This is a genomic window from Streptomyces sp. AB3(2024) (assembly GCF_041862025.1).
Taxonomy (GTDB): Bacteria; Actinomycetota; Actinomycetes; order Streptomycetales; family Streptomycetaceae; genus Streptomyces.
Window position 1 is genome coordinate 14,616 of record NZ_JBGWAB010000037.1, and the last position, 26,962, is coordinate 41,577.

The 26,962-nt window shown below is 73.9% G+C and carries 21 protein-coding genes; 8 read left to right on the top strand and 13 right to left on the bottom strand.

The window, feature by feature from the left end; translation table 11 throughout:
* Nucleotides 1-3 precede the first annotated feature (3 nt).
* The 4 genes from ACEPPI_RS17095 (at nt 4) to ACEPPI_RS17110 (ending at nt 4,853) form a co-directional block, all read left to right on the top strand.
* Nucleotides 4-1,092: a peptidase M50 gene (locus tag ACEPPI_RS17095; protein ID WP_373916108.1), complete on the top strand. Its 1,089-nt coding sequence runs from the start codon at nt 4-6 to the stop codon at nt 1,090-1,092.
* Nucleotides 1,093-1,168: 76 nt separating this feature from the next.
* Nucleotides 1,169-2,155, top strand: coding sequence for an ABC transporter ATP-binding protein (locus tag ACEPPI_RS17100; RefSeq protein WP_373916080.1), 987 nt, complete (start codon nt 1,169-1,171; stop codon nt 2,153-2,155).
* Nucleotides 2,152-2,907 carry an ABC transporter permease gene (locus ACEPPI_RS17105; protein WP_356219097.1) on the top strand — a complete coding sequence of 252 codons (756 nt, stop codon included), beginning with the start codon at nt 2,152-2,154 and terminating at the stop codon, nt 2,905-2,907. The genes ACEPPI_RS17100 and ACEPPI_RS17105 overlap by 4 nt, the downstream gene beginning before the upstream one ends.
* Nucleotides 2,904-4,853, top strand: a complete 1,950-nt coding sequence (locus ACEPPI_RS17110) for a TOMM precursor leader peptide-binding protein (RefSeq protein ID WP_373916081.1) — start codon at nt 2,904-2,906, stop codon at nt 4,851-4,853. The genes ACEPPI_RS17105 and ACEPPI_RS17110 overlap by 4 nt, the downstream gene beginning before the upstream one ends.
* A gap of 85 nt (nt 4,854-4,938) precedes the next feature.
* Here ACEPPI_RS17110 and ACEPPI_RS17115 read toward each other — a convergent pair whose 3' ends face one another.
* Nucleotides 4,939-5,112 carry a thiazolylpeptide-type bacteriocin gene (locus ACEPPI_RS17115; RefSeq protein WP_007268044.1) on the bottom strand — a complete coding sequence of 58 codons (174 nt, stop codon included), beginning with the start codon at nt 5,110-5,112 and terminating at the stop codon, nt 4,939-4,941.
* Between the two features lie 184 nt (nt 5,113-5,296).
* Between ACEPPI_RS17115 and ACEPPI_RS17120 the strand changes: the two genes are divergently transcribed.
* Nucleotides 5,297-6,592 (top strand): amidohydrolase, encoded by a 1,296-nt coding sequence (locus ACEPPI_RS17120; RefSeq protein WP_373916082.1) that lies wholly within the window; start codon nt 5,297-5,299, stop codon nt 6,590-6,592.
* 48 nt (nt 6,593-6,640) lie between these two features.
* On the opposite strand, the gene cynS is transcribed toward ACEPPI_RS17120, so the two are convergent.
* Both cynS and ACEPPI_RS17130 read right to left on the bottom strand, forming a co-directional pair.
* Nucleotides 6,641-7,111, bottom strand: coding sequence for a cyanase (cynS, locus tag ACEPPI_RS17125; RefSeq protein ID WP_356224539.1), 471 nt, complete (start codon nt 7,109-7,111; stop codon nt 6,641-6,643).
* A 65-nt stretch (nt 7,112-7,176) separates the two neighbouring features.
* Nucleotides 7,177-7,782: a carbonic anhydrase gene (locus tag ACEPPI_RS17130; RefSeq protein ID WP_373916083.1), complete on the bottom strand. Its 606-nt coding sequence runs from the start codon at nt 7,780-7,782 to the stop codon at nt 7,177-7,179.
* Nucleotides 7,783-7,908: 126 nt separating this feature from the next.
* On the opposite strand from ACEPPI_RS17130, the gene cynR reads away from it, so the two are divergent.
* On the top strand, nt 7,909-8,856 hold the full coding sequence (gene cynR / locus ACEPPI_RS17135) for a transcriptional regulator CynR (RefSeq protein ID WP_373916084.1): 948 nt from the start codon (nt 7,909-7,911) through the stop codon (nt 8,854-8,856).
* Here cynR and ACEPPI_RS17140 read toward each other — a convergent pair.
* Nucleotides 8,841-9,485, bottom strand: coding sequence for a MerR family transcriptional regulator (locus ACEPPI_RS17140; RefSeq protein ID WP_373916109.1), 645 nt, complete (start codon nt 9,483-9,485; stop codon nt 8,841-8,843). The genes cynR and ACEPPI_RS17140 overlap by 16 nt on opposite strands.
* 148 nt (nt 9,486-9,633) lie before the next feature.
* On the opposite strand from ACEPPI_RS17140, the gene ACEPPI_RS17145 reads away from it, so the two are divergent.
* Nucleotides 9,634-9,867: a DUF6296 family protein gene (locus ACEPPI_RS17145; protein ID WP_373916085.1), complete on the top strand. Its 234-nt coding sequence runs from the start codon at nt 9,634-9,636 to the stop codon at nt 9,865-9,867.
* 35 nt (nt 9,868-9,902) lie between these two features.
* On the opposite strand, the gene ACEPPI_RS17150 is transcribed toward ACEPPI_RS17145, so the two are convergent.
* The 7 genes from ACEPPI_RS17150 to ACEPPI_RS17180 all read right to left on the bottom strand — a co-directional run bounded on the left by ACEPPI_RS17150 (nt 9,903) and on the right by ACEPPI_RS17180 (nt 17,662).
* Nucleotides 9,903-10,262, bottom strand: coding sequence for a DUF6204 family protein (locus ACEPPI_RS17150; protein ID WP_373916086.1), 360 nt, complete (start codon nt 10,260-10,262; stop codon nt 9,903-9,905).
* Between the two features lie 89 nt (nt 10,263-10,351).
* Entirely contained in the window at nt 10,352-11,203 is an 852-nt protein-coding gene (locus ACEPPI_RS17155) for an ATP-binding cassette domain-containing protein (RefSeq protein WP_373916087.1), read from the bottom strand.
* Nucleotides 11,200-12,222 (bottom strand): ABC transporter ATP-binding protein, encoded by a 1,023-nt coding sequence (locus ACEPPI_RS17160; RefSeq protein ID WP_373916088.1) that lies wholly within the window; start codon nt 12,220-12,222, stop codon nt 11,200-11,202. Before ACEPPI_RS17160 ends, ACEPPI_RS17155 begins: the two co-directional genes overlap by 4 nt.
* Nucleotides 12,219-13,100, bottom strand: coding sequence for an ABC transporter permease (locus ACEPPI_RS17165; protein ID WP_373916089.1), 882 nt, complete (start codon nt 13,098-13,100; stop codon nt 12,219-12,221). The genes ACEPPI_RS17160 and ACEPPI_RS17165 overlap by 4 nt, the downstream gene beginning before the upstream one ends.
* Nucleotides 13,097-14,128, bottom strand: coding sequence for an ABC transporter permease (locus ACEPPI_RS17170; RefSeq protein WP_373916090.1), 1,032 nt, complete (start codon nt 14,126-14,128; stop codon nt 13,097-13,099). The genes ACEPPI_RS17165 and ACEPPI_RS17170 overlap by 4 nt, the downstream gene beginning before the upstream one ends.
* Nucleotides 14,125-15,843, bottom strand: a complete 1,719-nt coding sequence (locus ACEPPI_RS17175; RefSeq protein ID WP_373916091.1) for an ABC transporter substrate-binding protein — start codon at nt 15,841-15,843, stop codon at nt 14,125-14,127. Before ACEPPI_RS17175 ends, ACEPPI_RS17170 begins: the two co-directional genes overlap by 4 nt.
* A gap of 103 nt (nt 15,844-15,946) precedes the next feature.
* A complete protein-coding gene (locus tag ACEPPI_RS17180) occupies nt 15,947-17,662 on the bottom strand; it encodes an amidohydrolase (RefSeq protein WP_373916092.1) in 1,716 nt (571 codons plus the stop codon).
* Nucleotides 17,663-17,791: 129 nt separating this feature from the next.
* Here ACEPPI_RS17180 and ACEPPI_RS17185 point away from each other — a divergent pair, with 129 nt between their 5' ends.
* Nucleotides 17,792-18,487, top strand: a complete 696-nt coding sequence (locus ACEPPI_RS17185) for a TetR/AcrR family transcriptional regulator (RefSeq protein ID WP_373916093.1) — start codon at nt 17,792-17,794, stop codon at nt 18,485-18,487.
* 43 nt (nt 18,488-18,530) lie between these two features.
* On the opposite strand, the gene ACEPPI_RS17190 is transcribed toward ACEPPI_RS17185, so the two are convergent.
* Together ACEPPI_RS17190 and ACEPPI_RS17195 are read right to left on the bottom strand one after the other, a co-directional pair.
* Nucleotides 18,531-19,754 carry an FAD-dependent monooxygenase gene (locus tag ACEPPI_RS17190; RefSeq protein ID WP_373916094.1) on the bottom strand — a complete coding sequence of 408 codons (1,224 nt, stop codon included), beginning with the start codon at nt 19,752-19,754 and terminating at the stop codon, nt 18,531-18,533.
* Between the two features lie 4 nt (nt 19,755-19,758).
* Complete coding sequence (locus ACEPPI_RS17195) at nt 19,759-26,949, bottom strand: amino acid adenylation domain-containing protein (protein ID WP_373916110.1); 7,191 nt, start codon at nt 26,947-26,949, stop codon at nt 19,759-19,761.
* Between the last annotated feature and the right edge of the window lie 13 nt (nt 26,950-26,962).

Here is a 26,962-nt window from a genome sequence, read left to right on the forward strand (position 1 = left end):
GGGATGCTGGAGCACCGGCCGGCGCTGCGGCCGGGGATCCTGCTGTCGCCGCCACTGCTGAACGGTCCGGCCGTGGTGCACCTGGTCAAGGACCCGGTGTCCGGGTCCTCCTTCGAGATCGGGCCGAAGGAGTACTTCCTGGTCTCGCGGCTGGACGGCTCGCGCAGCCTCGCGGAGATCGGCGAGGCCTACGGCCGGGCCTTCGGGCGCCGGCTGGGCGAGCGGAACTGGCAGCAGCTGCTCGGGCTGCTGGGGAGCCGGCGGCTGCTGGCGGGCGGTCCGCTCCCGGAGCCCGCGGCCGGACCGGGGCCGCAGCGCACCGGGACCCTGCTGCGCGGGAGCCTGCGCCTGGTCGCGGACGCCGACGCGACGACAGCGCGGCTGCACCGGTTCCTGCGGCCGGTCCTGCGGCCGGTGGCGGTGGGGGTGCTGATCCTCGTATGCCTGGGCATGGAAGGGGTGTTGGCGCTCGCGTGCGGGGAACTCCTGGAGGACCTGTGGTGGTTGCTGTCGCGCCCGGTGCCGCTGCTGGCGGTGGCCACGCTGCTGTGGCTGAGCACCGCCCTGCACGAGTTCGCGCACGGGATCGCCGCCCGGCACGTCGGCGGTACGGTCGGGGAGATCGGGCTGCGCTGGCGGCTGCCGGTCGCGATCATGTACTGCACCGTCGACAACTACCGCTACCTGCACCGCCGCCGCCAGCAGCTGGCGGTCGCCGGGGCGGGCGCCTTCGCCAACCTGCTGTTCCTGCTGCCCTTCTTCGGCTGGTGGGCCGCCCTGCCCGCCGGCGACCCCACCGGGCGGGTGCTGGGCGCGCTGCTGCTGCTCGGCAGCGCCCAGGCCCTGGTCAACCTCGTCCCGCTGCCGCCGCTCGACGGCTACGCGCTGCTCGGGCACGCCCTGCGCGTGACCCGGCTGGCGCCCGCCAGCTCGGCCTACCTGCGGCTGCGGATGCGCGACCGCACCGCCGCGGACGCCTACCCGCGCCGGGCCCGGCGGCTCTACCTCGGCTACGGGATCGGCTCGGCCGTGCTGGTCCTGCTCCTGGCCGGGGCCGCGGCGGCCGCCGTGGTCCTCACCGTCCGCTCCTGAACCCGATCCCCTACCTTCCGCCCGCTCCGTCTCCGATGCCGATACCGATACCGATACCGAGGGAACCGCACCGCCCATGACAACTGACCGCACCCCACCGCCCGAGGCACCCGTCACGGGCCCCGTCGCCGTCTCCGTCCAGGAGGTCCGCAAGCGCTACGGCGACCGCCAGGCCGTGGACGGCATCTCCCTCGACGTGCGCCGCGGCGAGTTCTTCGGCCTGCTCGGCCCCAACGGCGCGGGCAAGACCACCCTCATCGAGATCGTCGAGGGCCTGCGCCGGGCGGACTCCGGCACGGTGGAGGTCCTGGGCGAACGCCCCTGGCCCCGCAACACGGCGCTGCTGCCGCGGATCGGCGTCCAGACGCAGGCGTCGGCCTTCTTCGTGCGGCAGACGGCGCGCGAGCACCTGGCGACCGTCGCCGGGCTGTACCGCAAGGACGCGGCCGCCGCGGACCGCACGCTGGAGACGGTCGCCCTGAGCGAGCAGCGCGACGTCCTCGTCGAAAACCTCTCGGGCGGGCAGCGCCAGCGGCTCGCCATCGCCTCGGCGCTGGTCCACGACCCCGAACTGATCTTCCTGGACGAGCCGACGGCCGCGCTGGACCCTCAGGCCCGCCGCGACCTGTGGGAGGTGCTGCGCGCCCTCAAGAGCGAGGGCCGCACCATCGTCTACACCACCCACCACCTGGACGAGGCCGAGGCCCTGTGTGACCGGGTGGCCATCCTCGTCGCGGGCCGGATCGCCGCCCTCGACTCCCCGCACCGGCTGGTCGCCTCCGCCGGGGCCCCGGCCCGGCTGCTGGTGCCGGCCGGGCGGATCGGCCTCGCGCAGGCCGCCGCCCTGGAGGGGGTGGACCGGGTGAGCGAGCAGGGCGGCTCCCTGGTGCTGGAGACCTCGGCCCCCGGCCGGGTCCTGCAGGCCGTCGACGCTCTGACCGGGCTCGACGGGGTGATGACCCGGACCGCGACCCTGGAGGACGTCTACCTGGAACTCACCGGCCACCACCACGGGCCGGACGCCGGCCGCACCCCCGCACACACCACGGAGTCCCCGGCATGAGCGCATACACGGCACTGACCTCGTCGGGCTACCGGGCCCAGGTCCGCGACAAGGCCACCCTCTTCTTCACCTTCGCCTTCCCGCTCCTCTTCCTCGTCGTCTTCGGCCTGATCTTCAGCGGCCAGGACGTGGAGGAGAGCGGGCGCCCCTACATCTCGTACATCGCACCGGGGGTGATGTCCTGGGGCGTCGCCAACGCCGCCGTCTTCGGGATCGCCTTCACCCTGATGCAGTGGCGGCGCGACGACCTGCTGCGGCTGATCCGGCTCACTCCGACGCCGCTGACCACCGTGCTGGCCTCCCGCTACGTCCTGGCCGTGGTCGTGGGCGTCGTGCAGGCGGCGGTGTTCATAGCCGTGGCCATGCTGCCCGGCTTCGGGCTGGTCCTGGACGGCCGCTGGCCGCTGGTGCTGCCGGCGCTGGTGGCCGGGATCACCGCCTTCATGGCGATCGGCGTGATCGTCGGGAACTTCGCCAACACCCCCGAGGCCGTCGCCGCGATCGCCAACTGCCTGATGGTGCCGATGGCGTTCCTGTCCGGGTCCTTCCTGCCGCTCGACATGATGCCGGGCTGGCTGCGGTCGGTCTCCCGGGTGCTGCCGCTGCGCTACCTCAACGACGCGGCCACGGGCGCGCTGACCGGTTCGGGCTCGCTCGCCGGCATCGGGATCGGGTGCGCGGCACTGTGCGGGTTCGCCCTGCTGTTCGGCGGGATCGGGCTCAAGACCTTCCGCTGGAGCAACCAGTCATGACCACGACGAGAGCCGTACGGGCCGGGGCCCCGGCGGGCGCCCCGATGGAAGCGGCCCGGCGCGCGCTGGAGGGGGCCCTCGGCGGCGCGGGCACCGGGCCCGCCGTCGTCACCCTGGGGGTGCACGACGCCCTGGGACCGCGCGCCGCCGACCCGTTCGCGACGGTCCGGCCGGCGGCGACCGTCCACCTCAGCGCCCGGGCCGTACTGGTCGGCCCGTGGGGCGGCGACGGCACCGCGCCCGCCTGCGGGCAGTGCCTGGCGATGCGCTGGCAGCGGCGGCGCCGCCGCAGCGAACGGGACGCGCTGGAGACCGGCACCGGGCCGGTCACCGCCGTGGCGGCGCACTGGCCGCGGCCGTCCCCGTACGTGCTCGACGCGGTCGCCGCCCTGCACGCGGCCGTGGCGGGCGGGGAGGCGGGCGCGCCCGGCCCGTCGCCGGCCGACCGGGCCCTGCCCCAGGTCTCCCGGCTGGACCTGGAGACCCTCCAGGTGCGCACGTACCCGCTGGCAGCCGACCCGCTCTGCCCGGACTGCGGCCCGCGCGGCACCGACGCCCCGCGGCCCTTCACCCCCCGCTCGCGGCCCAAACCCCACCCGGGGGCGCAGCGGCTGCGCGCGGCGTCCTCGTACCCGGTGCCGCACGAGGCGCTGGCCAACCCGGTGACGGGGGTGCTGGGCGCGGGCACCTGGACCAACGTGACCTCGCCGACCACCGCGCCCGTCGCGGGCAGCGTCTTCATGCGCGGCTACGCCGGGCTGACGGACGTCACCTGGAGCGGGCAGGCGAACAGCTTCTCCGCCAGCCGCGACCTGGCCTTCCTGGAGGGCCTGGAGCGGTACGCGGGCACGCACCGGCGCACCGGCGCCACCGAGGTGCTCACCGCCCCGTACGCGGAACTGGGCGGGCGGGCCCTGGACCCGGCGCTCTGCGGCTTCTACCCGGAGGCGACCTACCGCGACGATCCGCTGGTCTCGCCCTTCGACCCGCAGCGGCCCATCCCCTGGGTGTACGGGCATTCGCTGCGCGACGACCGCCCGGTGCTGGTCCCGGCCCGCCTGGCGTACTACAGCGCGGGCCTCGCGGCCGACAACTTCGTCTTCGAGTGCTCCAACGGCTGCGCGATCGGCGGTTCCCCGGAAGAGGCCCTGCTCGGCGCGCTGCTGGAGCTGATCGAGCGGGACGCCTTCCTGCTCGCCTGGTACGGCGGCCTGCGGCTGACGGAGATCGACCTGGCGTCCGTGCCGGGGCCGGCGGTGCGGACGATGGTGGACCGGGCCGCCCTGCAGGGGTACGACGTGCACGCCTTCGACAACCGGATCGACTTGGCGGTGCCGGTGGTGACGGGGCTCGCGGTGCGGCGCGACGGCGGGCCGGGGCTGCACTCCTTCGGCGCGGGCGCCGCGCTGGATCCGGCGACGGCGGTGGAGGCCGCCCTGTCGGAGGTGCTCACCTACATCCCGCACCTGCCCGGCCAGGTGGCGGAGCGGCAGGCCGAACTGGAGGCGATGACCCGGGACTTCTCCCTGGTCAAGCACCTCAAGGACCATGCCCAGCTGTACGGGCTGCCCGCGATGTCCCCGTACGTGCACCCGTACCTGGAGCCGCTCGCCGTGCGGCCGATGGACGGGCTGTACCGGGAGTGGGAGGAGCGGGGGCGCCCGCGGACGGGCGATCTGCGCGACGACCTGATGCTGTGCGTGGGCGAACTCACCTCCGCCGGACACGATGTGATCGTCGTGGACCAGACGACCCCTGAGCAGCGCCGGGCGGGCCTGAGCACCGTGTGCGCGGTCGTCCCGGGGCTGCTGCCGATCGACTTCGGCTGGTCGCGCCAGCGGGCCCCGTACATGCCGAGGATGCGGACGGCGGCCGTGCGCGCCGGGCTGCGCCGGGAGCCGCTGACGGAGGCGGAGGTCCGGCTGGTGCCGCACCCCTTCCCCTGAGCGGGCCGACCCCGCGCGCCGGATGCCCCGGTCCCCTCGGGAGAGGGGGCCGGGGCATCCGGGTGCACGGCCTGCTGAGCTCGGGTCAGGCGCTGCAGGAGGTGGTGCTGGTGGTGGAGGAACAGGTCGAGGTGGAGCTGCAGCTGGTGGAACCGGCGAGCACGACCTCGCTGGCGTCCGAGTAGTCCGAGATCTCGAAGGTCTCCGACTCCAGCTCCAGGATCTCGTCGGCGAGCGAGGCGAGCGGCGACTTCTCCATGGGGACTCCTTCAGTTGGTGCGGTCACTGGGTGCGCGGCCACGGGACGGCCGTCTCCGTGCGGTGCCCCTCCAGGAGAACCGCTCGCACCGTCATGTCACGTGTCCTCCTTCTGACATTCCGCTGACAGAAGGTGTCAGCGGCCTGACAGACCCGGCCGGATCCGGTGGCCGATCATGGGCTCCATGACCGCGACCGCCCCGGCCTCCGCCTCCGTCCCCGGCCCCGCCTCCGCCGTACTCGCGGCGCTCCCCCCGCTCCTGCGGCCGCTGACCACCCTCTACCTCGATCTGCACCGGCACCCGGAGCTGTCGGGCGGGGAGCGGCGCACGGCGGGCCGCTTCGCCGACTGGCTGGAGTCCGCCGGGTACGCGACCACGCGCGGGATCGGCGGGCACGGCGTGGCCGGGGTGCTGCGACGGGGCGAGGGCCCGACCGTGGTGCTGCGCGCCGAGCTGGACGCGCTGCCGGTCCGCGAGACCACCGGGCTGCCGTACGCGAGCGAGGGGCCGGTGGCGCACGCCTGCGGGCACGACCTGCACCTGGCCGCGGCGGCCGGGGCCGCCTCCGTGCTGGCGGGCGCCGCCCCGGAGGCCTGGCGGGGCACGCTGGTGGTGGTGGGCCAGCCCGCGGAGGAGACCCTCGACGGGGCCGCGGCGATGCTCGCCGACGGGCTGTACGAGCGCGTCGGCCGCCCGGACACGGTCCTCGCCCAGCACGCCGCGCCGCTCCCGACCGGGATGGTGGCGCACGGGTACGGGCCGATGACGGCGGGCAGCGTCACCTTCCGGGTCGTGGTGCACGGCCGGGGCGGGCACGCGGGCGCCCCGCACCTGACGGTGGACCCGGTGGTGACGGCGGCCCACGTGGTGACCCGGCTGCAGACGGTGGTGGCGCGGGAGGCGGCGCCCTCGGAGCAGGTGGCCGTCACGGTGGGCTCGTTCCGGGCGGGCGAGCGCGCCAACGTGGTGCCGGAGCGGGCCGAGCTGGCGATCACCGTACGGGCCGCGGGCGGGGCGGCGCTCGCGCGGGCCGCGGACGGCGTCGAACGGATCGTCCGCGCGGAGTGCGCGGCTTCCGGCTGCCCCCGCGAACCGGAGATCGTCCGCGAGCGCGAGTCCCCCGTCACCCACCCCGATCCGGCGACGACGGGGGTGGTGCGGGCGGCGCACGCGGCGCACTTCGGGGCGGAGCGGGTGGCGATGTGGCCGCCGTCGCTGGCCACGGAGGACTTCGGACTGTTCGGCGACGCGGGGCGGGCGGTGCACGGGGCGCAGGGGGTGCGGCTCGCCTACTGGATGCTGGGGGTGGTCGGCCCCGCCGCGTGGGCGGCGGCGCCCGGGGAGGGCGCCGCCGCGAAGCTGGCCGCGCTCCCGGCCAATCACGCGCCGGACTTCGCGCCCGACGTGCGGACGGCGCTGCCGGCGGGGGTGGGCGCGCTCACGTCGGCGGCGCTGGCCTGCCTGGACCCGCGCCGGTGAGTGGACCGGTGGGCCGGCCGGTGAGCGGACCGGCCCCGGCGGCCGGGGTCAGAAGGGCCTGGTCGGAAGGTACTTGCCGTCGAGGGTGATCACGGCGCGCTCGCCGCCGTCGGGGTCGGCGACCTTCCGCACGTCGAGGCGGAAGTTGATGGCGCTGATGATGCCGTCGCCGAACTCCTCGTGGACCAGGGCCTTGAGGGTGGTGCCGTAGACCTGGAGCATCTCGTGGAAGCGGTAGATCGTCGGGTCGGTGGGGACGGAGCCGGGGATCGAGCCCCGGGTGGGGATGGTCTGCAGCCACATCGCGGCGTCCTCGTCGAGGCCGAGGAGTTCGGCGACGGCCTTGGCGGCGGGCTCGGGCAGCGGGTGCTGGCCGAGGACGGCGGCGGTGACGAAGGCCACGGACAGGCCTGTGACGTCGGCGATCTGGCGCCAGGTCAGGTTCTTGCGGACCTTGGCCTCGACGGCGGCGTCGGCGATCCGCTCACGGACGGCGGGGGCGAACTGGGCGTGCACCATGGGAAGGGTTTCCTTTCGGAGGGGGAAGGGGTTCGGGGTGGGGTGCCGGGGCGGGGAGCGGCGGATCAGGCCGCGAGGGCGACGGGGCCGCCGGTGCGCTCGATCTCCTCGACGGCGCCGGAGGGGATGTCGTAGACCCAGCCGCGCAGGACCAGCGAGCGGGCGGCGAGGGCGCGGGCCACCGAGGGGTGGGTGGCGAGGTTCGCCAGCTGGGCCCGGACGTTCTCCCGTACCAGCGCGTCCAGGGGGTACGGGCCGCCGTCGGCCGGGGCGGTGCGGGCGAGGGCGGCGTCCGCGTGGCGGAGCCAGTCGGCCACCGCCGGGAGGGGGCCGAGGTCGTGGCGCTCGGCGAGCGCGGTCATCGCGCCGCAGGCGGAGTGGCCGCAGACCACGATGTCGGTGACGCCGAGGACGGCGACGGCGTACTCGACGCCGGCCGCCACCCCGTCCGGGCCCGGGGTGTGCGCGGGGACGAGGTTGCCCGCGGTCCTGACGACGAACAGCTCGCCCGGCTCGCTCTGGGTGATCAGCTCCGGAACCACGCGGGCGTCGGAGCAGCTGATGAACAGGGTCCGCGGGCGGTGGGTCGCGGCGAGCTCGGCGAAGAGCTCCGCCTTGGCGGGGAAGACGTCGTGGCGGAACCGCTCGACGCCCTCGGTGAGGTCGTGCATGGTCACTCCCGTTCTCTGGGATCCACCCCCGTGGGGGCTGACGTGTTCCACCATGCATGACCTGCGGTCATAGTGTCCAAGAGCGGTATTCGATGACCCTCATCGATGTCATCTATAGTCGGTCGCATGGCTTTGGAACTGCGTCACCTGCGCTACCTGCTCGCGGTCGCCGAACACAGCAGCTTCACGCGCGCCGCCGAGGAGCTGCGGATCTCCCAGCCCACCCTGTCCCAGCAGGTCAAGCAGCTGGAGCGGACGGTGGGCGTGCAGCTCCTGGACCGCAGCGGACGCGCGGTGCGCCTCACGGACGCCGGAGCGGTCTACGCGGAGCACGCCCGCCGGGCGCTGCGGGACCTCGCGGCGGCCGAGCGGGCGGTCCACGACCTCGCCGACCTGAGCCGCGGCCACCTGCGGCTGGCCCTCACCCCCACCTTCACGGCGTACCTCCTCGGCCCGCTGCTCGCCGCCTTCCACACGGCGCATCCGGGCATCACGGTGGAGGTGCGGGAGATGCCCCAGGACCGCATCGAGGTCGCGCTGCTGGCCGACGACACCGACCTCGGCATCGCCTTCCGGGGCGTCCACCTGCCGGGGATCGCCGCGACCGGGCTGTTCACCGAGACCCTGGGCCTGGTGGTCGGCGGACGCGGTACGGTCCCCGCGGCGCCGGAGCCGGATCCGCTGCCGGTATCGGCCCTGACGGACCGTCGACTGGCGCTGCTGAGCGGGGACTTCGCGACCCGGGAACACATCGACGCCTACCTCGCCGCGCACGGGGTCAGGCCCCGCGTCGCGGTGGAGGCCGGCTCCGTCCAGGCGCTGACCGAGCTCGTGCAGCGGACCGGCCTGGCCACCGTCCTGCCCGACGCCGTCACCGACGACCATCCGCGACTGACCCCGGTCCGGCTGGTCCCGCCGCTGCCGCCGCGCACCGTGAGCCTGCTGCGGCGCGACGGCGCGTACCCGAGCGCCGCGGCCCGGGCCTTCACCGCGCTGGCCCGGGAGGTGACCGCCGCCCGCGGGTACGCCCCGCCGGGGGGAAGCGACGCCGTACGGGGTCAGGAGAGCCCGTAGCGACGGGCCGACTCCTCCTCCTGCGCCAGCCGGTGCATGGCCTTGAGCACGGGCTCGAAGAGGACGGCGGAGGCGACCGCCGCCTCCACCCTCTCCGCCTCCGAGCCGTAGTCCTCCATGTTGTCGAGGTCGCGGACGGCCACCTGGTGCATCAGACGGGCGTAGGGCGCCAGCATCCGCGCGTCCCAGCGGTAGCCGAGGCGGATGAGCGAGGCCACCGCCAGCACCAGGGAGCGGTGGTCCGGAGAGAGCGGGGCCAGTTCCCGGGCGGTCGACCAGCCCAGCTCCTCCAGCAGGCGGTCCACCTCGGCGCGGGCGGTCGCCACGGCCTCGTCCTCCTCGTCCGGCTCCGGTACGCGCGGCAGCGCCCACAGGGCGGCTCCCGTGCGGATCGTCCGGCCCAGCGAGTCGTCGTCGACGTGGCGGAGCACCTCGCGGGCCGTCGCCACGGGCACCCCGCCGACCTGGATCAGCGTGCGCACCAGGCGCAACCGGCGCAGGTGCGATTCGTCGTAGTCGGCCGTCGTCGCACCGATCCGGCGTCCGGGCGGCAGCAGGCCCTCGCGCAGGTAGTACTTGATGGTCGCGGTGGAGACACCGCTGCGCTCGCTCAGTTCCGCCAGCCGCACCCCTTGCCGCCCTTCCTTGGAGAGCGCCACTATCTCATCGCGGGCCACCCCCGCGAACGCAAAACGGAGGCAAAGCCACCGGGCGGGCCGGGCCGGACCGGCCCACGATGGGAGGGTGTGGGGGTCGTGTAACGACGGGAGTGCGTACATGAGCGGCAAGCGGTACGAGCTGGTCTTCCCCTCCACCGACGGGACGGGCGAGGACGTCGTGGTGGTGGACCGCACCGACACCGCGGGGCCGGGCGGCCACCCGGTGTACGCCGACGCCACCGGCATCGTCCGTGCGGAGATCAGCGACCGGGGTGAGGTGCGGATGCTCCCCTCGGGCGGCCACCAGGTCCCCGCGCACCCGCTCGCGGCCCGCCCGCTGCCCGACGTGTGACCGGCCCGCGGACCCGTCCGGGCGGCCCCGGGCGTTCAGGAGTCCGCGCGGGCCGCCGCCTGGCGCTGGCGCTTGCTCTGCTTGGCCAGCGAGAGGTCCTCGGCGGTGCAGCGCAGCCGCTTGAAACCGTAGCCGCGCTGCGTCAGCCAGCTCTCGGCGGCCAGTTCGGCGCGGGCGGCGGCTTCGAGGATGTCCTCCTCCGCCTCCCCGGAGTCGAGGAAGCGGAAGGCGAAGGAGTTGCGGGCGGCCAGCTCGTAGCTGAGGTTCCCCTCGGTGGTGAACGAAGCGCGCAGTACGTCGTGTTCGGGGGCCGCGGCCGTCAGCTCGGCGTGCTGTTCGGCGGTGAGGCCGTCGAAGAAGCCACGGACGGTGACGCGGAAGGTGCGGGTGCTCATCGTGCCACCGTAGACCGGGCCGCCCGCGCGGCGCACCGCATTTTCGGCGGTCGCCGGGGGCGGCCCCGACGGGTTCGCACCCGGACGGGTCACCTGTCGAGGGGGACTCCCAGGGGGTCGAGGGCGCGGCGCCGGCGGCTGATGGAGTCGGGGTCCCAGCCGGGGCGGGGGACGGAGGCCAGGAGCAGCCGGGTGTACGGATGGTGCGGGGTGGTGAGCAGTTCGGCGACGGGCCGGTGTTCCATGGTCCGGCCCCGGTACATGACGAGGGCTTCGTCGCACACGTAGCGGACCACGGCCAGGTCGTGGCTGACGAAGACCAGTCCGATGCCGGTGTCGCGGCGGATGTCGGCGAGCAGGTTGAGGACCTGGGCCTGCACGGACACGTCCAGGGCGGACACGGCTTCGTCGAGGACGAGCACGGCCGGTTCGACGGCGAGGGCGCGGGCGATCGCGGCGCGCTGGCGCTGGCCGCCGGAGAGGTGGCGGGGCAGGGCCGCTGCTTCCCGGTCGCCGAGCCCGACCCGGGCGAGGAGCGCCCGGGTCCGGGCGGCGCGCTCCGCCGGGTCGCGGGTTCCGTGCAGCCGGAGCACCCCGTCGAGGGTGGCCGCGATCGTGATCCGGGCGTCGAGCGAGAGGTAGGGGTCCTGGAAGACGATCTGGACGGCTCTGGCGCGCGCCAGCCGGGCCGCCCTGCCGCGTACGGACGCGGCAAGGGGGCGGCCCTGGACGTGGATCTCCCCGGAGTCGGGGCGTTCGAGGCCGATCAGCATCCGGGCGGTGGTGGTCTTCCCCGATCCGGACTCGCCGACGATGCCGAGGGCGCCGCCGTGGCCCAGCGTGAAGGACAGGCCGTCGACGGCGACGACCTCGGCGGCGCCACTCCGGTAGGTCTTGCGCAGGCCTTCGACCCGCAGGAGCGGGGGCTGGTCGGTGGTCACCTGACCTCCTGGTTCGGGTGGGGACGGTGGTCGCCGGGCCGGTCGCGGTGCGGCGTGAGGGTGAGTTCGCCGGCCAGGTGGCACGCGACCCGGGCCGGGCCGTGCTCGCTCAGTGGAGGCGGTGACTGGTCGCAGCGGCCGGGTTCGGCGAAGCGGCAGCGCGGGGCGAAGGCGCAGCCGGTGGCGGATTCGAGCAGGCCCATGGGGGCGCCGGGGATGGGGACGAGCCGCTCGGGCGCCCTGCCGTCCAGCGGTGGGGAGGAGCCGAGCAGTCCGGCGGTGTAAGGGTGTCGGGGCGTGGTGAAGAGGTCCCCCACGGGGGCGGTCTCGACGATGCGGCCCGCGTACATCACGTAGATCCGGTCGCTGACGGAGGCGGCAAGTTCGATGTCGTGGGTGATGAGGAGCAGGCCCAGGCCGCGTTCGCGCCGCAGCCTGCCGAGGACGGCGAGGATCTCCGCCTGGGTGCTGACGTCGAGGGCGGTGGTCGGCTCGTCGCACAGCAGCAGGCGGGGTTCGGCGGTCAGGGCGGCGGCGATCACGACGCGCTGGAGCATGCCGCCGGAGAGCTCGTGCGGGTACTGGTCCAGGTGGCGGACGGGGTCGGGGAGGCCGACCGCGCCGAGCAGTTCGGCGGCCCGGGCGCGGGCCCGGTCCCGGGTCCAGCCGTGGACCAGGCGCAGGGACTCGGTGAGGAAGTCCCCGACGCGGCGGACGGGGTTGATCGCGGCGCGGGGGTCCTGGTAGATCATCGCCGCCGTGGCGGTGCGCACCTCGCGCAGGCTCGCGGCGTCGGCTCCGACGAGGTCGGTGCCGTCGACGCTGACCCGTCCGGCGATCCGGGCGCCCTCGGGGAAGAGGCCGAGGGCGGCGCGGGCGGTGACGGACTTGCCGGACCCCGACTCGCCGACCAGGGCGACGGCCTCGCCGGCCCCGACGGTGAGGCCGATGCCGTCGAGGACGGGGCGGGCTGTGCCGGGCAGGGTGACGCTGAGGTCTTCGTACCGGAGCAGGGTCATCGGGGGTCCCTTCCAGCAATCTTGTCGGCGAGGCTCTCCCCGACGACGGTGAAGGCGACGACCACGACGACGACCGCGACGGCCGGGACGACCGCGGACAGCGGCTGTCCCTGGAGCACGGCGGCCTGCCCCTGGTTGATCATGGCGCCCCAGTCGGGTGTCGGCGGCTGGACGCCGAGGCCGAGGAAGGAGAGGGCGGCGAGGTCGAGGAGGGCGTAGCCGAAGTTCACCGTCGCCTGGGCGAGGAGCGTCGGGGCGATGTTGGGGAGCATCCGGCGGACCGTCACGAACACGGCGGAGTGGCCCTGGACGGTGTAGGCGGCGATGTAGGGGCGGGCCTTCTCCTGGAGGGCCAGGCCCCGGACGAGGCGTGCGGTGTACGGCATGTAGGCGATGGCCATGGCGAGCACGGGGGCGGTCATGCCCTTGCCGAAGAGGGCGACCGCGAGGATCGCGAGCAGCAGGGCGGGGAAGGCGAACAGCACGTCGAGCACGCGTCCGGCGAGGGCGTCGGTCCGGCCGCCGCGCCACGCGGTGAACAGGCCGACGGCGATGCCGGTGACGGTGGAGAACACCACGACGGCGAGCGGCCCGACCAGACTGGTCCGGGTGCCTACGAGGAGCGCCGACAGGGTGTCGTGGCCGCCCTGGTCGGTGCCGAGCCAGTGCCCGGCGCCGGGCCCGAGGAGGGTGTCCCCGAGGCTGCCGAAGGTGGGGTCCTGTGGTGCGATCCAGGGCGCCACGACGGCGACCAGGACAAAGAGGGCGAGGAGGAACAGGCAGGTCCGCTGGAGCGGGCTGCCCCCGAGGGCCCGTAGCCGGGTGAGGCGGGCGGGGCGCGACAGGAGCGCGGCGGGGGCCTGGTTGTCAGGGGTCATCGGGCGCTCCCCCCGGCCGCCGTGCGCGGGTCGATCAGCGGGTGCAGGAGGTCCACGAGGGCGTTGACCACGACGAAGGCGGCCACGACCAGCAGCACGATCGCCTGGACGACCTGGAAGTCGAGCTGGTCGACGCTCTGGACGAGCAGGGAGCCCACGCCCGACATGCCGAAGGCGGTCTCGACGATGGCGGTGCTGACGAGCATGCCCGAGACGAGGAGCGCGGAGACGGTGACGATGGGACCCAGCGCGTTGCGCAGGACGTGGCGCCGGATCACGGTCCGCCGGGGGGTGCCCCGGCTGAGTGCGACCTCGACGTGTTCGCGGCGCAGTTCGTCGAGCATCGCCGAGCGGGTCACCCGGGTCACCAGGGCCGTGAAGGTCACGGCCAGGGCGATGGCCGGCAGGACGACGTGGTGCAGCCGGTCGAACACCCCGCTGCCGTTGCCGATGGTCGGGAACCAGCCCAGGCGGACTCCGAGGAGGGAGCGCAGGAGCAGGGCGACGACGAAGGCGGGTGCGGCCGCCCCGACCGTGACCAGCAGCATCAGGGTCCGGTCGGTGCGGGTGCCGCGGCGCAGCGCTCCGACGATCCCCGCGCCGACGCCCAGGACGGCGATCATCAGGGCGGAGGTGGCGACGAGGAGGAGGGAGGAGGGCAGCCGGGACCAGATGACCGCCGAGACGTCCTGGTGGAAGAGGTGGGAGCGGCCGAAGTCCCCCTGGACCACGCCTTCGAGCCAGTGCCAGTAGCGCAGCAGGAAGGGCTGGTCGAAGCCGTACTGGTGGCGCAGTTCGGCGAGTTGTTCGGGGCCGGGGCTGCGCCCGCGTACCAGGAAGGAGACCGGGTCGCCGGGCGCGAGGTAGAGGGAGGAGAACACCAGGAAGGAGGTGACCAGGAGGGTCGCGGCCATCCCGGCGAGCCGGCGCAGGACCCGCCCGGCCCGGGCGAGGACCGCCGGGGCGGGACCGGACGGCACGGGACCGGCCGGGGCGGTCGGCGCCGTGCCCGGGGGCTCGTCGGTCATCCCTTGGCTCCGATCTCGGCGGCCCAGGGGTAGTAGAGGTAGGCGATGGAGGGCTGGACGCCGGTGATCCGCTTGCCCAGGAAGACGCTCACGGGCTGGGTGTACAGGGGCAGCCAGGGCAGTTCGCGCAGGGCGATGCGCTGGGCCTCGGCATTGGCCTGCGCGTGGCCGGCCGGGTCGTAGGTGTCGACGGCCCGGTCGACGGCCGCGTCGTAGGCGGGATCGGACCAGCCGCCGTAGTTGCTGAACGCGCCGGTGCGCAGGGAGGCGTACATGTCCAGCGGATCGGTGATGGAGGTGTACCAGAAGGTGAGGAAGAGGTCGACGCCCTCGCGTGCGGCGGGGTCGGTGAAGAGCGCGGTGTACTTCTCGGCGGAGACGCTGTCGATCTGCGGCTTGAGCCCGATGGCCGTGGCGGCCTGGGCGACGGCCTGGGTGATGATCGTGGTCTGCGAGTCCAGGGGGCTGGTCGCGATCACGACCTTCTGGCCGGACACTCCGGCCTCGGCGGCGAGCGCCTTGGCCTTGGCGGGGTCGTAGGGGTACTTCGGCAGGTCCTTCAGGAGGGCCTCGCGGGTGGCCGCGGGCACGTCGCCCCACAGGTTGTCGGTGACGAGCGAGTCTGCGACCTCTCCGGCGCCGCCGGCTCCGGCCTTGACGATGCCCTTGCGGTCGATGGCCATGAGCAGGGCCCGGCGCACGCGGGCGTCGCCGAGGGGGCCCTTGAGGTTGCCGACGACCTCGTCGGCGACGGTGGTGTTGCGGCCGAAGTAGAGGCTTCCGGCCTGGGTGGAGCGCAGTTGGGCGTACGCGTTGGGCGGGACCATCCAGCCGCCGTCGACCTCGCCGGACTGGAAGGCGTTGACCCGGGTGGTGGCGTCGGCGAGGAAGACGAACTTCACCTCGCCGGACCTGGCCTTGAGTTCGGGGTTCCAGTAGGCGTCGTTGCGCTTGAGGGTGAGGGACTGGCCGGAGGTCCAGGAGCCGAAGGAGAAGGGGCCGGTGCAGTTGACGCCGGTCTGCGGGTTCCCGTAGTCCTTGCCGGCCTTGGCCAGGGTGGCGGCGGACTCCACCGTGCCGGGGGCGGCGGCGAGGTACTTGTTGAAGGTGGAGTCGGGCTGGGTGAGCGTGACGGTGACCTCCATGTCACCGCTGCGCTCCACCGACTTGACGTTCTTGAAGGGGTAGGCCCAGACGCTGGCCACGGCCGGGTCGAGGTTGCGGCGCAGCGAGGCGACGACGTCGTCGGCGGTGAGCGGGGTCCCGTCGTGGAACCGCACGCCGGGCCGGATCCGGTAGACCCAGGTGGTGGGGGTGGGGTTGGTGAACGATTCCGCGAGGTTGGGGGAGGTCGTGAGGTCGGGGTTCCAGCGCAGCAGGCTCTCGCAGACGTTGGCGAGGATCTGGTTGGGCGGGTAGTCGAAGGACTGGGCGTAGTCGATGGAGGCGGGCTCGGCGAAGGTGGACCAGGTGAAGGAGGCGAGGTCACCGGCCGGGGCGGGGGTGCGGTCGGTGATCGTGTAGGCGGCGGCCGCGTCCTTCGCCGGGTGGGCCGTGCCGCTGCACCCGCCGGTGAGGAACACGGCGGTGGCGGCGAGGCCGCCGACCGCGGCGCGCCGGAGGCGGACGGTGCGGGAGGTGTGAGGGGTGCGGGGGGTAGGGGCGGTAAGGCTGGTGTTCTGCGTGCGTGTCGCTCTCGATCGGGCTGATGGCATCGTCTGCCTCCGTGAGGGGTGAGCTTCCTGAGGGGCGTGGTGCTGCCCGGCCGCGGGCGGACCGGCCGGGGCGTTGCGGTGCGTCACCGGTGGGGGCCGGCGCTCAGTCCTTCGCGGCGAAGACCTGTTCGCCGTCGAGGTAGGTGCGGCGCACCCGGGTCCCGGCGATCTCGCCGGGGGGCAGCTCGAAGGGGTTGCGGTCGAGCACGACGAGGTCGGCGTACTTGCCCTCCTCGACGGTGCCGGTGACCGCGTCGAGGTGGTTCGCCCAGGCGCTTCCGGCGGTGTAGGCGGTCAGGGCCTGGGAGAGGGTCAGGGCCTGCTCCGGGAAGAAGGGGGCGGCCGGCTCGTGGCGGCCGTGGGGGCCGTGGGCCGCGTCGGGGGTTCCGGCGGCCTCGTCGGGGACGGTCCGGTTGACGGCGACGTGGATGCCCCAGAGCGGGTTGGGACTGCTCACCGACCAGTCGCTGCCGGCGACCAGGCGGGTTCCGGCGCGCCGGAGGTCCCCGAACGGGTACTGGAGGGCGGCGCGTTCGGGGCCCAGGAAGGGGATCGTCAGCTCGTCCATCTGCGGTTCGTGGGCGGCCCACAGCGCCTGGATGTTGGCGGCCGCCCCCACCCGGGCGAAGCGGGCGATGTCGTCGGGGTGGACGACCTGGAGGTGGGCGAGGTGGTGGCGGTTGTCGTTGGCGCCGTTGGCCGCGCGGGCCGCTTCCAGGGCGTCGAGGACCTCGCGGACCGCACGGTCCCCGAGCGCGTGGAAGTGGAGCTGGAAGCCGGAGCGGTCGAGGAGCCGTACGGCTTCGGTGAGGAGCTCGGGATCGATGAAGCTGAGGCCGGAGTTCCCGGTGGCGCAGCCGCAGCCGTCGAGGTAGGGCTCCAGCATGCCGGCCGTGAAGTTCTCGGCGATGCCGTCCTGCATGATCTTGACGCTGGTGGCGTTGAAGCGCCCCACCCGTCCGGTGCGGCGGCGTTCTTCGATCTCCGGTATCTGTTCCAGCCCGCGCTCGCGGTCCCACCACAGGGCGCCGACCACCCGGGCCCGCAGCGACCCCTCGCGGGCGGCGCGCAGGTAGACGTCGTAGTTGTCGGGGTTGCCGGGGAAGGCGCCGATCATGGCGTCCTGCCAGCTGGTCACGCCGAGGGAGAAGAGGTGTTCCTGAGCGGCGAGGAGGCCGGCGTGGGCCTCGTCGGCGGTGGCGATCGGCACGTGGCGGGCGACCAGCTCCACGGCACCCTCCTGGAGGGTGCCGGCCGGGAACCCGTCCGGTTCCCGCTCGATCCGGCCGTCCACCGGGTCGGGGGTGGCGGCGTCGACGCCGGCGAGGCGCAGGGCCCGGGTGTTGACCCAGGCGCCGTGTCCGTCGCGGTTGCCGAGCAGGACGGGCCGGTCGGGGACCACGGCGTCGAGCATGGCCCGGGTGGGGGTGCCGCCGGGGAAGACGTCCATCGACCAGCCGCCGCCTCGGATCCACGGTGCTTCGGGGTGCGCGGCGGCGTACGCGGCCACCACGGCCAGGTAGCCGTCGGCCGAGTGCTCCCCGCTCAGGTCGCAGCCGAGCATCTGGACGCCGGCCACGACCGGGTGGACGTGGGCGTCCTGGAATCCGGGGACGAGCAGCCCGCCCGCGAGGTCCACCACCTCGGTGCCCGTGTCCGCGAGGGAGCGCACGGCGCTGTCGTCGGCGACGGCGAGGATCCGGCCCCCGCCGACGGCCACGGCCGCGTCGACCGGTGTCCCGTGGGTCCCGGTGAACACCCGTCCTCCCACGAAGACGGTGTCCGCCCGCTGCCTGCCGTACTGCCTGTTCCGGTCCATCGATGCTTCCTCCGGCTCGGCGGGCGGGGCCCGCACGGCGTGTTCGTTGAGGAGGAGTGAACGGGAGCGCAACATTGTTGTCAACGGTGTTGCGCTGCCTCTGTTCCGCATCGTTACACTGGCCGCACCATGCCGAAGTCATCCGAGACACCCACCCGGTCCAAGCGCGCCGGAAGCCAGCTCACTCCCGACTCCATCATCGAAGCGAGCCTGCGCATCGCGGCGCGCGGCAGTGCGGACGCCTTCACCGTGCGCCGTCTCGGCGAGGAGCTCGGTGCCGACCCGACGGCGGTCTACCGGCACTTCCGCGACAAGGACGACCTGCTGCTGTCCGTGGCGGACCGCACCCTGGGCGAGGTCCTCGACAGCATCCCCGGGGGCCTCGACTGGAAGGACCGGCTGCGGGCCCTGGCCGCCGGCTCCCTGGAGGTCGCCCTCAAGTACCCGGTGGTCGGCTCGACCATGGCCAGCCGGACCACCCGCAGGCCCAACGAGTTCCGGGTGGTGGAACTGATCCTCGGCGCCGTCACGGAGGCCGGACTCGAAGGCGCCGAGGCAGCCGTGCACTACCGGATGGTCGGCGACTCCCTGCTGGCCTACGTCGGCCAGCGCGCCGCCTACCTGCTCTTCGACCCGGACGTCCGCGCGGCCGACGAGTCCTCCTGGAGCCGCGAGTACCGGCTGGTGGATCCCGCGGGCTTCCCGCACATCACCGCGCTGAGCACCGAGCTCGCCGAGGTGACGGAGGAGCAGATCTTCGAGGTGAGGGTCGAGGCCCTCATCACCGCGATCGAGACGCGGGTACGGATCCTGCGCGGAAGCTGAACCGGCCGCCGCCCCGGCCCGGCCGGGGCGGCGGGGGTGGCTCCTACGGGAGCACGTGGCCTGCGGGGTTCGGCCGGACGAGGGGTGCGGACACCGCGACGGCGGGGAAGGTCAGCGCCTCCTCGTTCCGGCGGGCGAGTTCCTCGTGCGGCGTCAGGCGGAAGTGGTCGTCGCGGATCCGGCGGTGTTCGGGCGTGTCGGCCTGTTCGAGGTCGCTCATCGCCCGGGAGGCGGCGACCATGGCCCTGGTCCGGTCGCGCCGCCGGTCCTCGTACGTCCGCAGGGCGAGCGGCAGGTCCTCGCGGGCCTCCGGCCCGGCCAGGGTGTGGGCCAGGACCACGGCGTCCTCGATCGCCATGGCCGAGCCCTGCCCGAGGGTGGTCAGCATGGGGTGCGCCGCGTCACCGAGGAGGGTGACGGGGCCCGCTCCCCACCGTTCCAGGAACGGACGGTCGTGGGAGGGCGTGGCGAGGATGTCCTCGGGGGGCGTGGCCCCGATCACCGACCGCACCTCGTCGGCCCACCCCTCGAAGGCCCCGACGACGTCCTCCTTGGTGCCGTCCCAGGCCCGCGAGCGGGCTTCGGGCATGTTCCGGGTGCCCCACCAGTAGTAGCGGCCGTGGCCGATGTCGATGAGACCGAAGCGCTGTCCGCTGCCCCAGTAGTGGCGCACGGCGCCCGGGGCGAGCACGGGGTGGCTGAAGGGGACGATGCCGAGCCAGCAGACGTAGCCGCTGTCCTGGGAGGTCTCCGGTCCGACGAGCCCGCCGCGCACGGCCGAGTTGAACCCGTCGGCGCCGATGAGCAGGTCCCCGCGCGCCGAACTCCCGTCGGCGAAGCGGACGACGACGCCCGAGTCGTCGGTCTCGAAGCCGGTCGCGGTGGCGCCCAGGTGGACGGGACAGTCCCCGGCCGCCTCCAGCAGGGCCTTCTGGAGGTCCGAGCGGCTCAGACAGACACTGGGCGCGCCGACCTTCTCGCAGACCTCCTTGAAGGGCAGGTCCCTGATGAGACGGCCGCTGTGGTCCACGACGGTGAAGGACTCGACGACCCGGCCGCGTTCCTCCAGGCTCAGGTCGATGCCCAGCGTGGCGAGGGCGCTGATGGCGTTGCTCATGACCGACAGGCCGGAACCGGCGGCGCGCAGTTCGGTGGCCCGTTCGTACACCTCCACGTCGATGCCGACCCGGCGCAGTGTGACCGCGCAGGCCAGCCCGCCGATGCCGGCTCCGATGACGATGGCCTTCACGGGACGATTCGTCGGCATGTCGTCAGTTCTCCTCGTGGGTCGTGGGGGTTTCGGACATGATCAGGTCCGCGACCGTCCTCGCCATGTGTTCCACGTACGGTTCCTCCATGATCGTGAGGTGGTCGCCGGGCACGGCGATGATCCGGAGCCGGCCGCCGGCGATGTCCCGCCAGCCGTTGGACTCGTCCGCGTGGCGGCTTCCGGCCGCGCCGTGCATCGCGGCGAGGACGTCGGGCAGGGGTTCCACGGCGCGGATCAGGGTGAGCCCCCGGTACCCGCCCTCGGGGCGGTACTCCAGCGCCGCCTGCCAGTTCGCCCGGTAGACGCCGAAGAGCCGGCGGACGACGGCACCGGAACTGCCGGCCGGCAGGACGCCCTCGTCGGCCGCGAGGCGGGCGATGAAGTCGAACTTCTCCTCCAGACCCTCCAGTTCTCCGGGTATGACCTCCATCGGCGAGTCCCCGCCGCGCCCCAGCCAGAGCAGCTCCCAGAAGAACCACCCCAGCAGCGCGTCGTCGTCGTGCCGGTGGCGTTCCTCCCGGCTGAGCGCGGTGGTGTCCAGGAGCACGAGGTGGGCCACCTCCTCGCCCGCCTCCCGCAGGCGGCGGGCGATCTCGAAGGCCACGAAGCCGCCGTAGGACCATCCGCCGACGCTGTACGGGCCGTGCGGCTGCACCGTGCGCAGTGCGGCGATGTAGCTGTCCGCGAGCTCTTCGACGGTGCCGAGCGGTGTGGTGCCGGGGTCAGCGCCGCACGCCTGGAGCGCGTAGAGCGGCTGGTCCTCGGGAAGGTGCCGGGCGAAGGGTACGTAGCACAGCACGTTGCCGCCCATGGGGTGGACCATGAACAGCGGCGGGCGGGTGCCCTGCGGGCGGATGGGGACCAGGGGGTCGTAGGCGGGGGCCGCGCCGCCCGCGCGCAGGCGTGCCGCGAGGCCGGCCGCGGTGGGAGCGGCGATGAACTGCGACAGCGGAACGGCGACGCCGTAGCGCTGCTCGATCCGGACCGTCAGGCGCATCGCGGTGAGCGAGGTGCCGCCCAGGTCGAAGAGGTTGTCGTGGACGCCGACGGCGGGCAGTTCCAGCAGGTCCGCCAGCATCTCGCACAGTACGCGCTCGTGGGCGTCGCGCGGCCCGGTCGCGCCGGCTCCGGCCGTGGCGGCCGTCGCGTCGAGCGGCATCCGGCGCAGGGCGGCGTCGTCCCGCTTCCCACTGGGGGTCAGCGGCAGGTGGGTCACCCACTGCAGGTGGGAGGGGACCAGGTGCTCGGGCAGCTCGGTGCGCAACCGCTCGCGGACGGCCGTCAGGTCCTCGGTGGTGCCCTCGCCCACGAGGAAGGCGGCGAGGAGGCATTCGCCGTTCTTGTACCGGGCCACCACCGCGGCGTCGTGCAGCGACGGGTACCGCTCGGTGAGGGCGGTGACGGCCAGCTCCACCTCGGCGGGTTCGACGCGGTAGCCGCGCACCTTGACCTGGGCGTCGGCCCGGCCGGTGTAGACGAGCGTCCCGTCGGGCAGCACCATCCCGAGGTCCCCGGTGTCGTACAGCATCCGGTCCTCACCCGCGAAGGGGTGCCGGACGAAGCGCTCCTTGGTGAGGTCGGGGCGGCCTTCGTAGCCGTCGGCCAGGCAGGTGCCGCCCAGGTGGATCGTGCCGCGCACTCCGGCGGGCACCGGGCGCATCCGGGCGTCCAGCACGTGCGCCTCGGCGCCGTCGACGGGTCGTCCGATCGGGGGCAGCGTGGGGAAGGCGGCGGGGTCCCCGGTCATGGTGAAGGTGGTGGCGACGTGGGTCTCCGTCGGCCCGTACTGGTTCTCCAGCACGGCGCCGGGCAACGCGGCGCACAGGGCCCGGATCTCCCGGGTGACGCGCAGCTGCTCGCCCGAGGACACCAGTACCCGCAGCGCGCGCGGGGTGATGCCCAGCGTCTGTGCGGTCTCCGCCAGCTGCTGGAGCGCCACGTAGGGGAGGAAGACGCGCTCGATGCCGGCGCGGTCGATCAGCCTGAGCAGCTCCGGCATGTCGCGCCGCTCGGCGTCGCCGATCAGGTGCAGCGTGCCGCCGGAACAGAGGGTGGAGAAGATCTCCTGGAAGGAGACGTCGAAGCTCATCGGCGCGTACTGGAGGGTGGCGCCGCCCGCGGCGCCGCTCTGCGCCCGTGTCTGCCAGTCGACCAGGCCCGCCAGGGAACGGTGCGGCATGGCCACGCCCTTGGGCCGGCCCGTGGAGCCGGAGGTGAACAGGACGTAGGCGGTGGTGTCGGCGGGGATCGTCGCCGGAGGCTCCCCCACGGGCCCCGCGGACGGATCGGTCAGCGACTCGGCGGGCAGCAGCAGCGAGCGGTCACGGACGAGACCGGCGTGGGCGGCGTGGGCGATGACCCGGAAGGGCCGGGCCTGTTCCTGCATCTCGGCCAGCCGCTTCACGAGGTAGCCGACGTCCAGCGGCACCACCGCGCAGCCGGCCCGCAGCACGCCCAGAAGCACGGCGACGGTCTGCGGCGAGCGGTCCATGGCGATCCCGATCCGGGCCCCGAGCGGGGCGCCGAGTCCGCAGAGCCTGCGGGCCACCCGGGCGGCCGTCGCGTCCAGCCGTGCGTAGTCCCACCGCTCCTCCCCCATCACCAGGGCGGTCGCCTCCGGGGTGCGGGCGGCCTGCCGTGCGAAGCGTTCGACCACGGTGGGCAGCCGGGTGGCACGTGCCGGGGACGGCCGGCCGGCGAGGAAGACGAAGTCGGGTTCGGCGTGCGGGTCCTCCACCATGCTCCGCAGGATCTTGCGGTACCCGTCGGCGAAGAGGGCGGCCTGGCCGGCGGAGAATCCGGTGCCGTCGTGGTCGATCCGCATCCACACGCGCCCACCGTCCGGCTCGGTCACCACGTTCACCAGGAGGCCGAAGTCGGTCTCCTCCCAGGTGCGGATCTCGCGCAGTCGCACGCCCGGCAGGCCGAAAACCCGGGACAGCTGGTGGAAGTGCACGTAGTTGAAGGCGGTGTCCAGGACGGAGCCGCCGTGGTCCTCCCGGATGGCGCTCAGCGGGTAGCGGCGGTGGGGGTGGCCGTCCTGTTCCTGCCGGAAGGCCTCGCGCGCCACGTCCAGCCACCGGTCCCGGGCGACGTCCAGGCGCAGGGGCACCGTGTTCAGGAAGAGCCCGGCCGTGCGTTCGGCGCCGGCGAGCTCGGGCCGTCCGTGGGTGATCAGTCCGGTGGTCACGTCGCCGGTGCCGGCGAACATGGCCAGCGTCAGGCAGTGCGCCGCGAAGAACACGGACTTGACCGGAAGGTGCTGCGCGGCGGCGAATTCGCGTACCCGCACGAGGAGTTCGGCGTCGAGGTCGGCGCGGTGCGCCGACGGCTCCCGGTCGGTGTCGGGCAGGTGCGTACGGAACGCCTCGATCTGAAGGGGTTCGGCGCCGGCCAGCTTCTGCGTCCAGTACCGCCGTGACTCCTCGGCCCCCAGGGCCGCGAGCTCCTCCCGCGCGTAGGCCGCCGCCGAGGGCGCCGGCGTGTCGTCCACGGGGCCGATGGCCAGGCCCAGGCCGTGCGCGTAGTCCTGGAGCAGTTCCTGGAGGAGGGTGGCCACGCTGCCTCCGTCGAGCAGCGCGTGGTGGAAGCTGAGGACCAGGTCGACGGCTTCGGGCCGGACGTGCGCGCGGAAGAGGTACAGCGGCGCCCGGTCGAAGGCGTAGGGGTGGAGGCGGCGGGCCTCGATGTGTGCCCTGACCTCGGCTTCGGCCGCGTCACCGTCGAGCGGGCGCAGGTCGATGACGTCGAGGCCCCCGGGGGCCTGCGGGCGGACGATCTGCAGCGGCTCGGAGAAGCCGGCGAGGTCGAAGCCGGAGCGCAGCACCGGGTGGCGTGCCACCAGCCTGCCGAAGGCCTGGCGGAACGTTTCTTCATCCCAGGGCAGTTCGAGGGTGTAGCGGAAGACGTCCTTGTACGTGGCGGAGGTCTCGCGCCTGCGGCTGTGGTAGAGCAGGCCGAGCTGGAGGCGGGTGAGCGGCCAGGCGTCCTCGCTGCCTTCCAGCCGGGCCCGGTCCACACGGGAGACGAGGGCGAACGGTGCGGGGGCGGCGCTGCCCTCCGGCGCGGTCGCCTCCTCGGCCCGTGCGGCCAGCCCCGCCACCGTCGGGTTCCGGATGAGGTCGGTGAGGGAGAAGCGCAGGCCCCTGGCCTCGGCCCGGGCACGCACGCTGAGCATGAGGATGGAGTCCCCGCCGAGCGCGAAGTAGTCGTCGTGGACGCCGACGTGCTCCCAGCCCAGCACCTCGGCCCAGATCTCGGCGAGGACGGCCTCGGCGCGGCTGCGCGGCGGCCGGCCGCCGTCCGGGTCCGCGGCATTGCGGGGCTCGGGCAGCGCGCCGCGGTCGGCCTTCCCGTTGGGGGTCAGCGGAACGGCGTCGATCCGCAGGAAGTGGGCCGGGACCATGAACGCCGGCAGGGTCCGCGCGAGCCCCTCGCGCAGCCGGGCGTCGTCCAGCTCGGCGTCGGCGACGTAGTAGCCGACGAGGTGGGTGCCGCGCTCCGCGGTGCTGCGGTCCACGACGATGGCGTCGCGGACGCCGGGGAGCGAGCGCAGGGCGTCGGCGACCTCGCCCGGCTCCACGCGGTTGCCCCTGATCTTGACCTGGCCGTCGATCCGCCCCAGGTACTCCAGGGTCCCGTCCGCCAGCCAGCGTGCGAGGTCGCCGGTGCGGTAGAGGCGTCCGCCGGGCGTGAACGGGTCGTCGGTGAACTTCTCGGCGGTCAGTTCCGGCCGGTCCAGGTACCCCCGGGCGACGCCAACGCCGGCGATGCACAGCTCTCCGGCGACACCGGCCGGCTGGGGCAGGCCGGCGGGGTCCAGCACGTACAGCCGGGTGTTGTCGATCGGCCGTCCGATCGGGACCCGGGTCACCTTCCCGGCGGGGTCCCCCGGGCAGTCGTGGTACGAGACGTCGACCGTGGCCTCGGTCGGCCCGTACAGGTTGACCAGCCGTACCGGACGCTCCGCCCCAAAGGCTCCGAAGACCCGGTTGAACCGCTCGACGGCGGCCGGTGGCAGGGCCTCGCCGCTGCAGAAGACGTACCGCAGGGAGTCCAGGCCCGCGCGGCCCTCCGGCAGGCCCTCCAGCAGGTCGAGGAAGGGGCCGAGCATCGAGGGCACGAAGTGCAGGGCGCTGACCCCCCGCTCCCGCACGGCCAGCAGGATCTCCTGCGGATCCTGCTGGCCACCGGGTGGCAGCAGGGCCACCGTGGCACCCTCGACGGCCCACCAGAACAGCTCCCACACCGATACGTCGAAGGAGACGGGTGTCTTCTGCAGCAGGACGTCGCCGTCGCCGAGCGGGTAGCGGCGCTGCATCCAGGCGAGGCGGTTGACGACGCTGTGGTGCTCCACCATCACGCCCTTGGGGCGGCCGGTCGAACCGGAGGTGTAGATGACGTACGCCAGGTCGCGGGAGCCGGCGACCGGCGCGAGCGGGGCACCACCGCCCTCCAGCAGCTCCTCGACGCGCCGCACCCCCGCCCCGTCGGGGAGGCCGGCGGCGGGGCCCGTACCGTCGACGATGACCACCTTGGCACGGCTGTCCTCCAGCAGGAACCGCACGCGCTCGGCGGGGTAGCCGGGGTCCACCGGTACGTAGGCGCCGCCGGACTTCAGGACGCCGAGGAGCGCCACCAGCAACTGCGGACCGCGTTCCAGCATCACCGCGACGCGGTCGTCCGCGCCGACGCCGTCCTCGCGCAGGGACCGGGCGACCCGGTTGGCCCGCTCGTCCAGCTCCGCGTAGGTGAGCGTCTCGCCGGTCGCCCCGATGACGGCGGTCTGCCGGGGACGGCGGGCGGCCTGCGCTTCGAACAGTCCGTGCAGCGTGGCCCCGTCGGCATACGGCACCCGCGGACCGTGGCTCCGTATCGCGGTGAGGTCCGCGTGTTCGGCGGGCGTCAGCATCGGGACGGCCGACGCCGGCCCGTCGAGCATGGTCACGCCGTGTTCGAGCATCGTCCGGAGGTGGCCGGCGACCGACGCGATGGGCAGGTCCTCGTCGAAGACGTCGCGGGCGTAGTCCAGGTCGACGCGCATGCCGGCGGTGCCGTCGAAGGCGGACACGATGACGCCCAGGGCGTCCTGGTCGTGCGAGGGGGCCATCATCGCCGTCTGCCGTTCGACGCCGGTGACCGGCTCCGGCGGTGGCCAGTGCAGGTAGGAGAGCGTCACGTCGAAGAGCCGGCGCGGGCCGTTGGCCGAGGGGGGCAGTTCGCGCAGGACGTCGCCCAGCGAGAGCCGTTCGTGGCGCCGCAGCGCGCGGGTCGCGGCCTGGGTCTCGGCGACCAGTTCCCGTACCGTCCGTCCGCCGGGCGCCGGGACCCGCAGCGGCAGGGTGTTGGCGAACTGGCCGAGGACGTCCTTGTGGTGGTCCTCCGGCCGGTTCAGGAAGGGGATGCCCAGGACCGCTTCCTCGCTGCGGTGCAGCCGGGTCAGCCAGGTCCCGAACACGGCGGTGATGTAGGCGAACGGCGAGAAGCCCGCGGCGCGGACCCGTTCGACGAGGCTCCCCTCGACGACGAACGAATGGCGCCCGCGCGCGTGCTCGTCGGCGGTGCGCGTGAAGAGCGCGGGCGTCACACCGGCCAGGGCCTCCCGGTGGAAGGCACGGTCCCGGTCGCCCTGGGGACCGGCGCGGTAGGCGGCCTCCTCCTCGACGAACGCGAGGTAGGAGGAGCTCCCGTCGGCGCGGGCGGCCCCACCGGGGGTCGCGGCGTCCCGCTCGTACTCCTCGAAGATCTCGTGGCTGAGCCGGTGGACGGTCCAGCCGTCGGCGAGGATGTGGTGCACCTTGACGTGCAGGTGCGTCAGGTCCGGGCCCTCCAGGAGCAGTGTGGCCTCGACCAGGGCGCCGCCGTCCGTGAGGGGCAGTGCCGTCTCCATCGAGCGCCGCGTCCACTCGGCGCACGCCGCGTCCGGTTCGGGCTCCCGGGTGAGGTCCACCGTGGTGACGCGGATGTCCTCGCCCGCCGCCCACTGGAAGGGCCTCCCCCCGTCCTCGCCGAACCGCAGCCGGAAGGTCCCGTGGCGCCGTAACGCGTTCTCGACGCACCGGGTGAGCGCGTCGTGGTCGAGGCGGCCCTCCAGCCTCTCGTGGAGGACACCGTTGAACTGTGGTGATCCGGGAGCCTGGGAGGCGGCGGCCCAGACGTCCCGTTGATATGCCGTCAGCGGGTGCCGTTCGATCTCGTTCACCGCA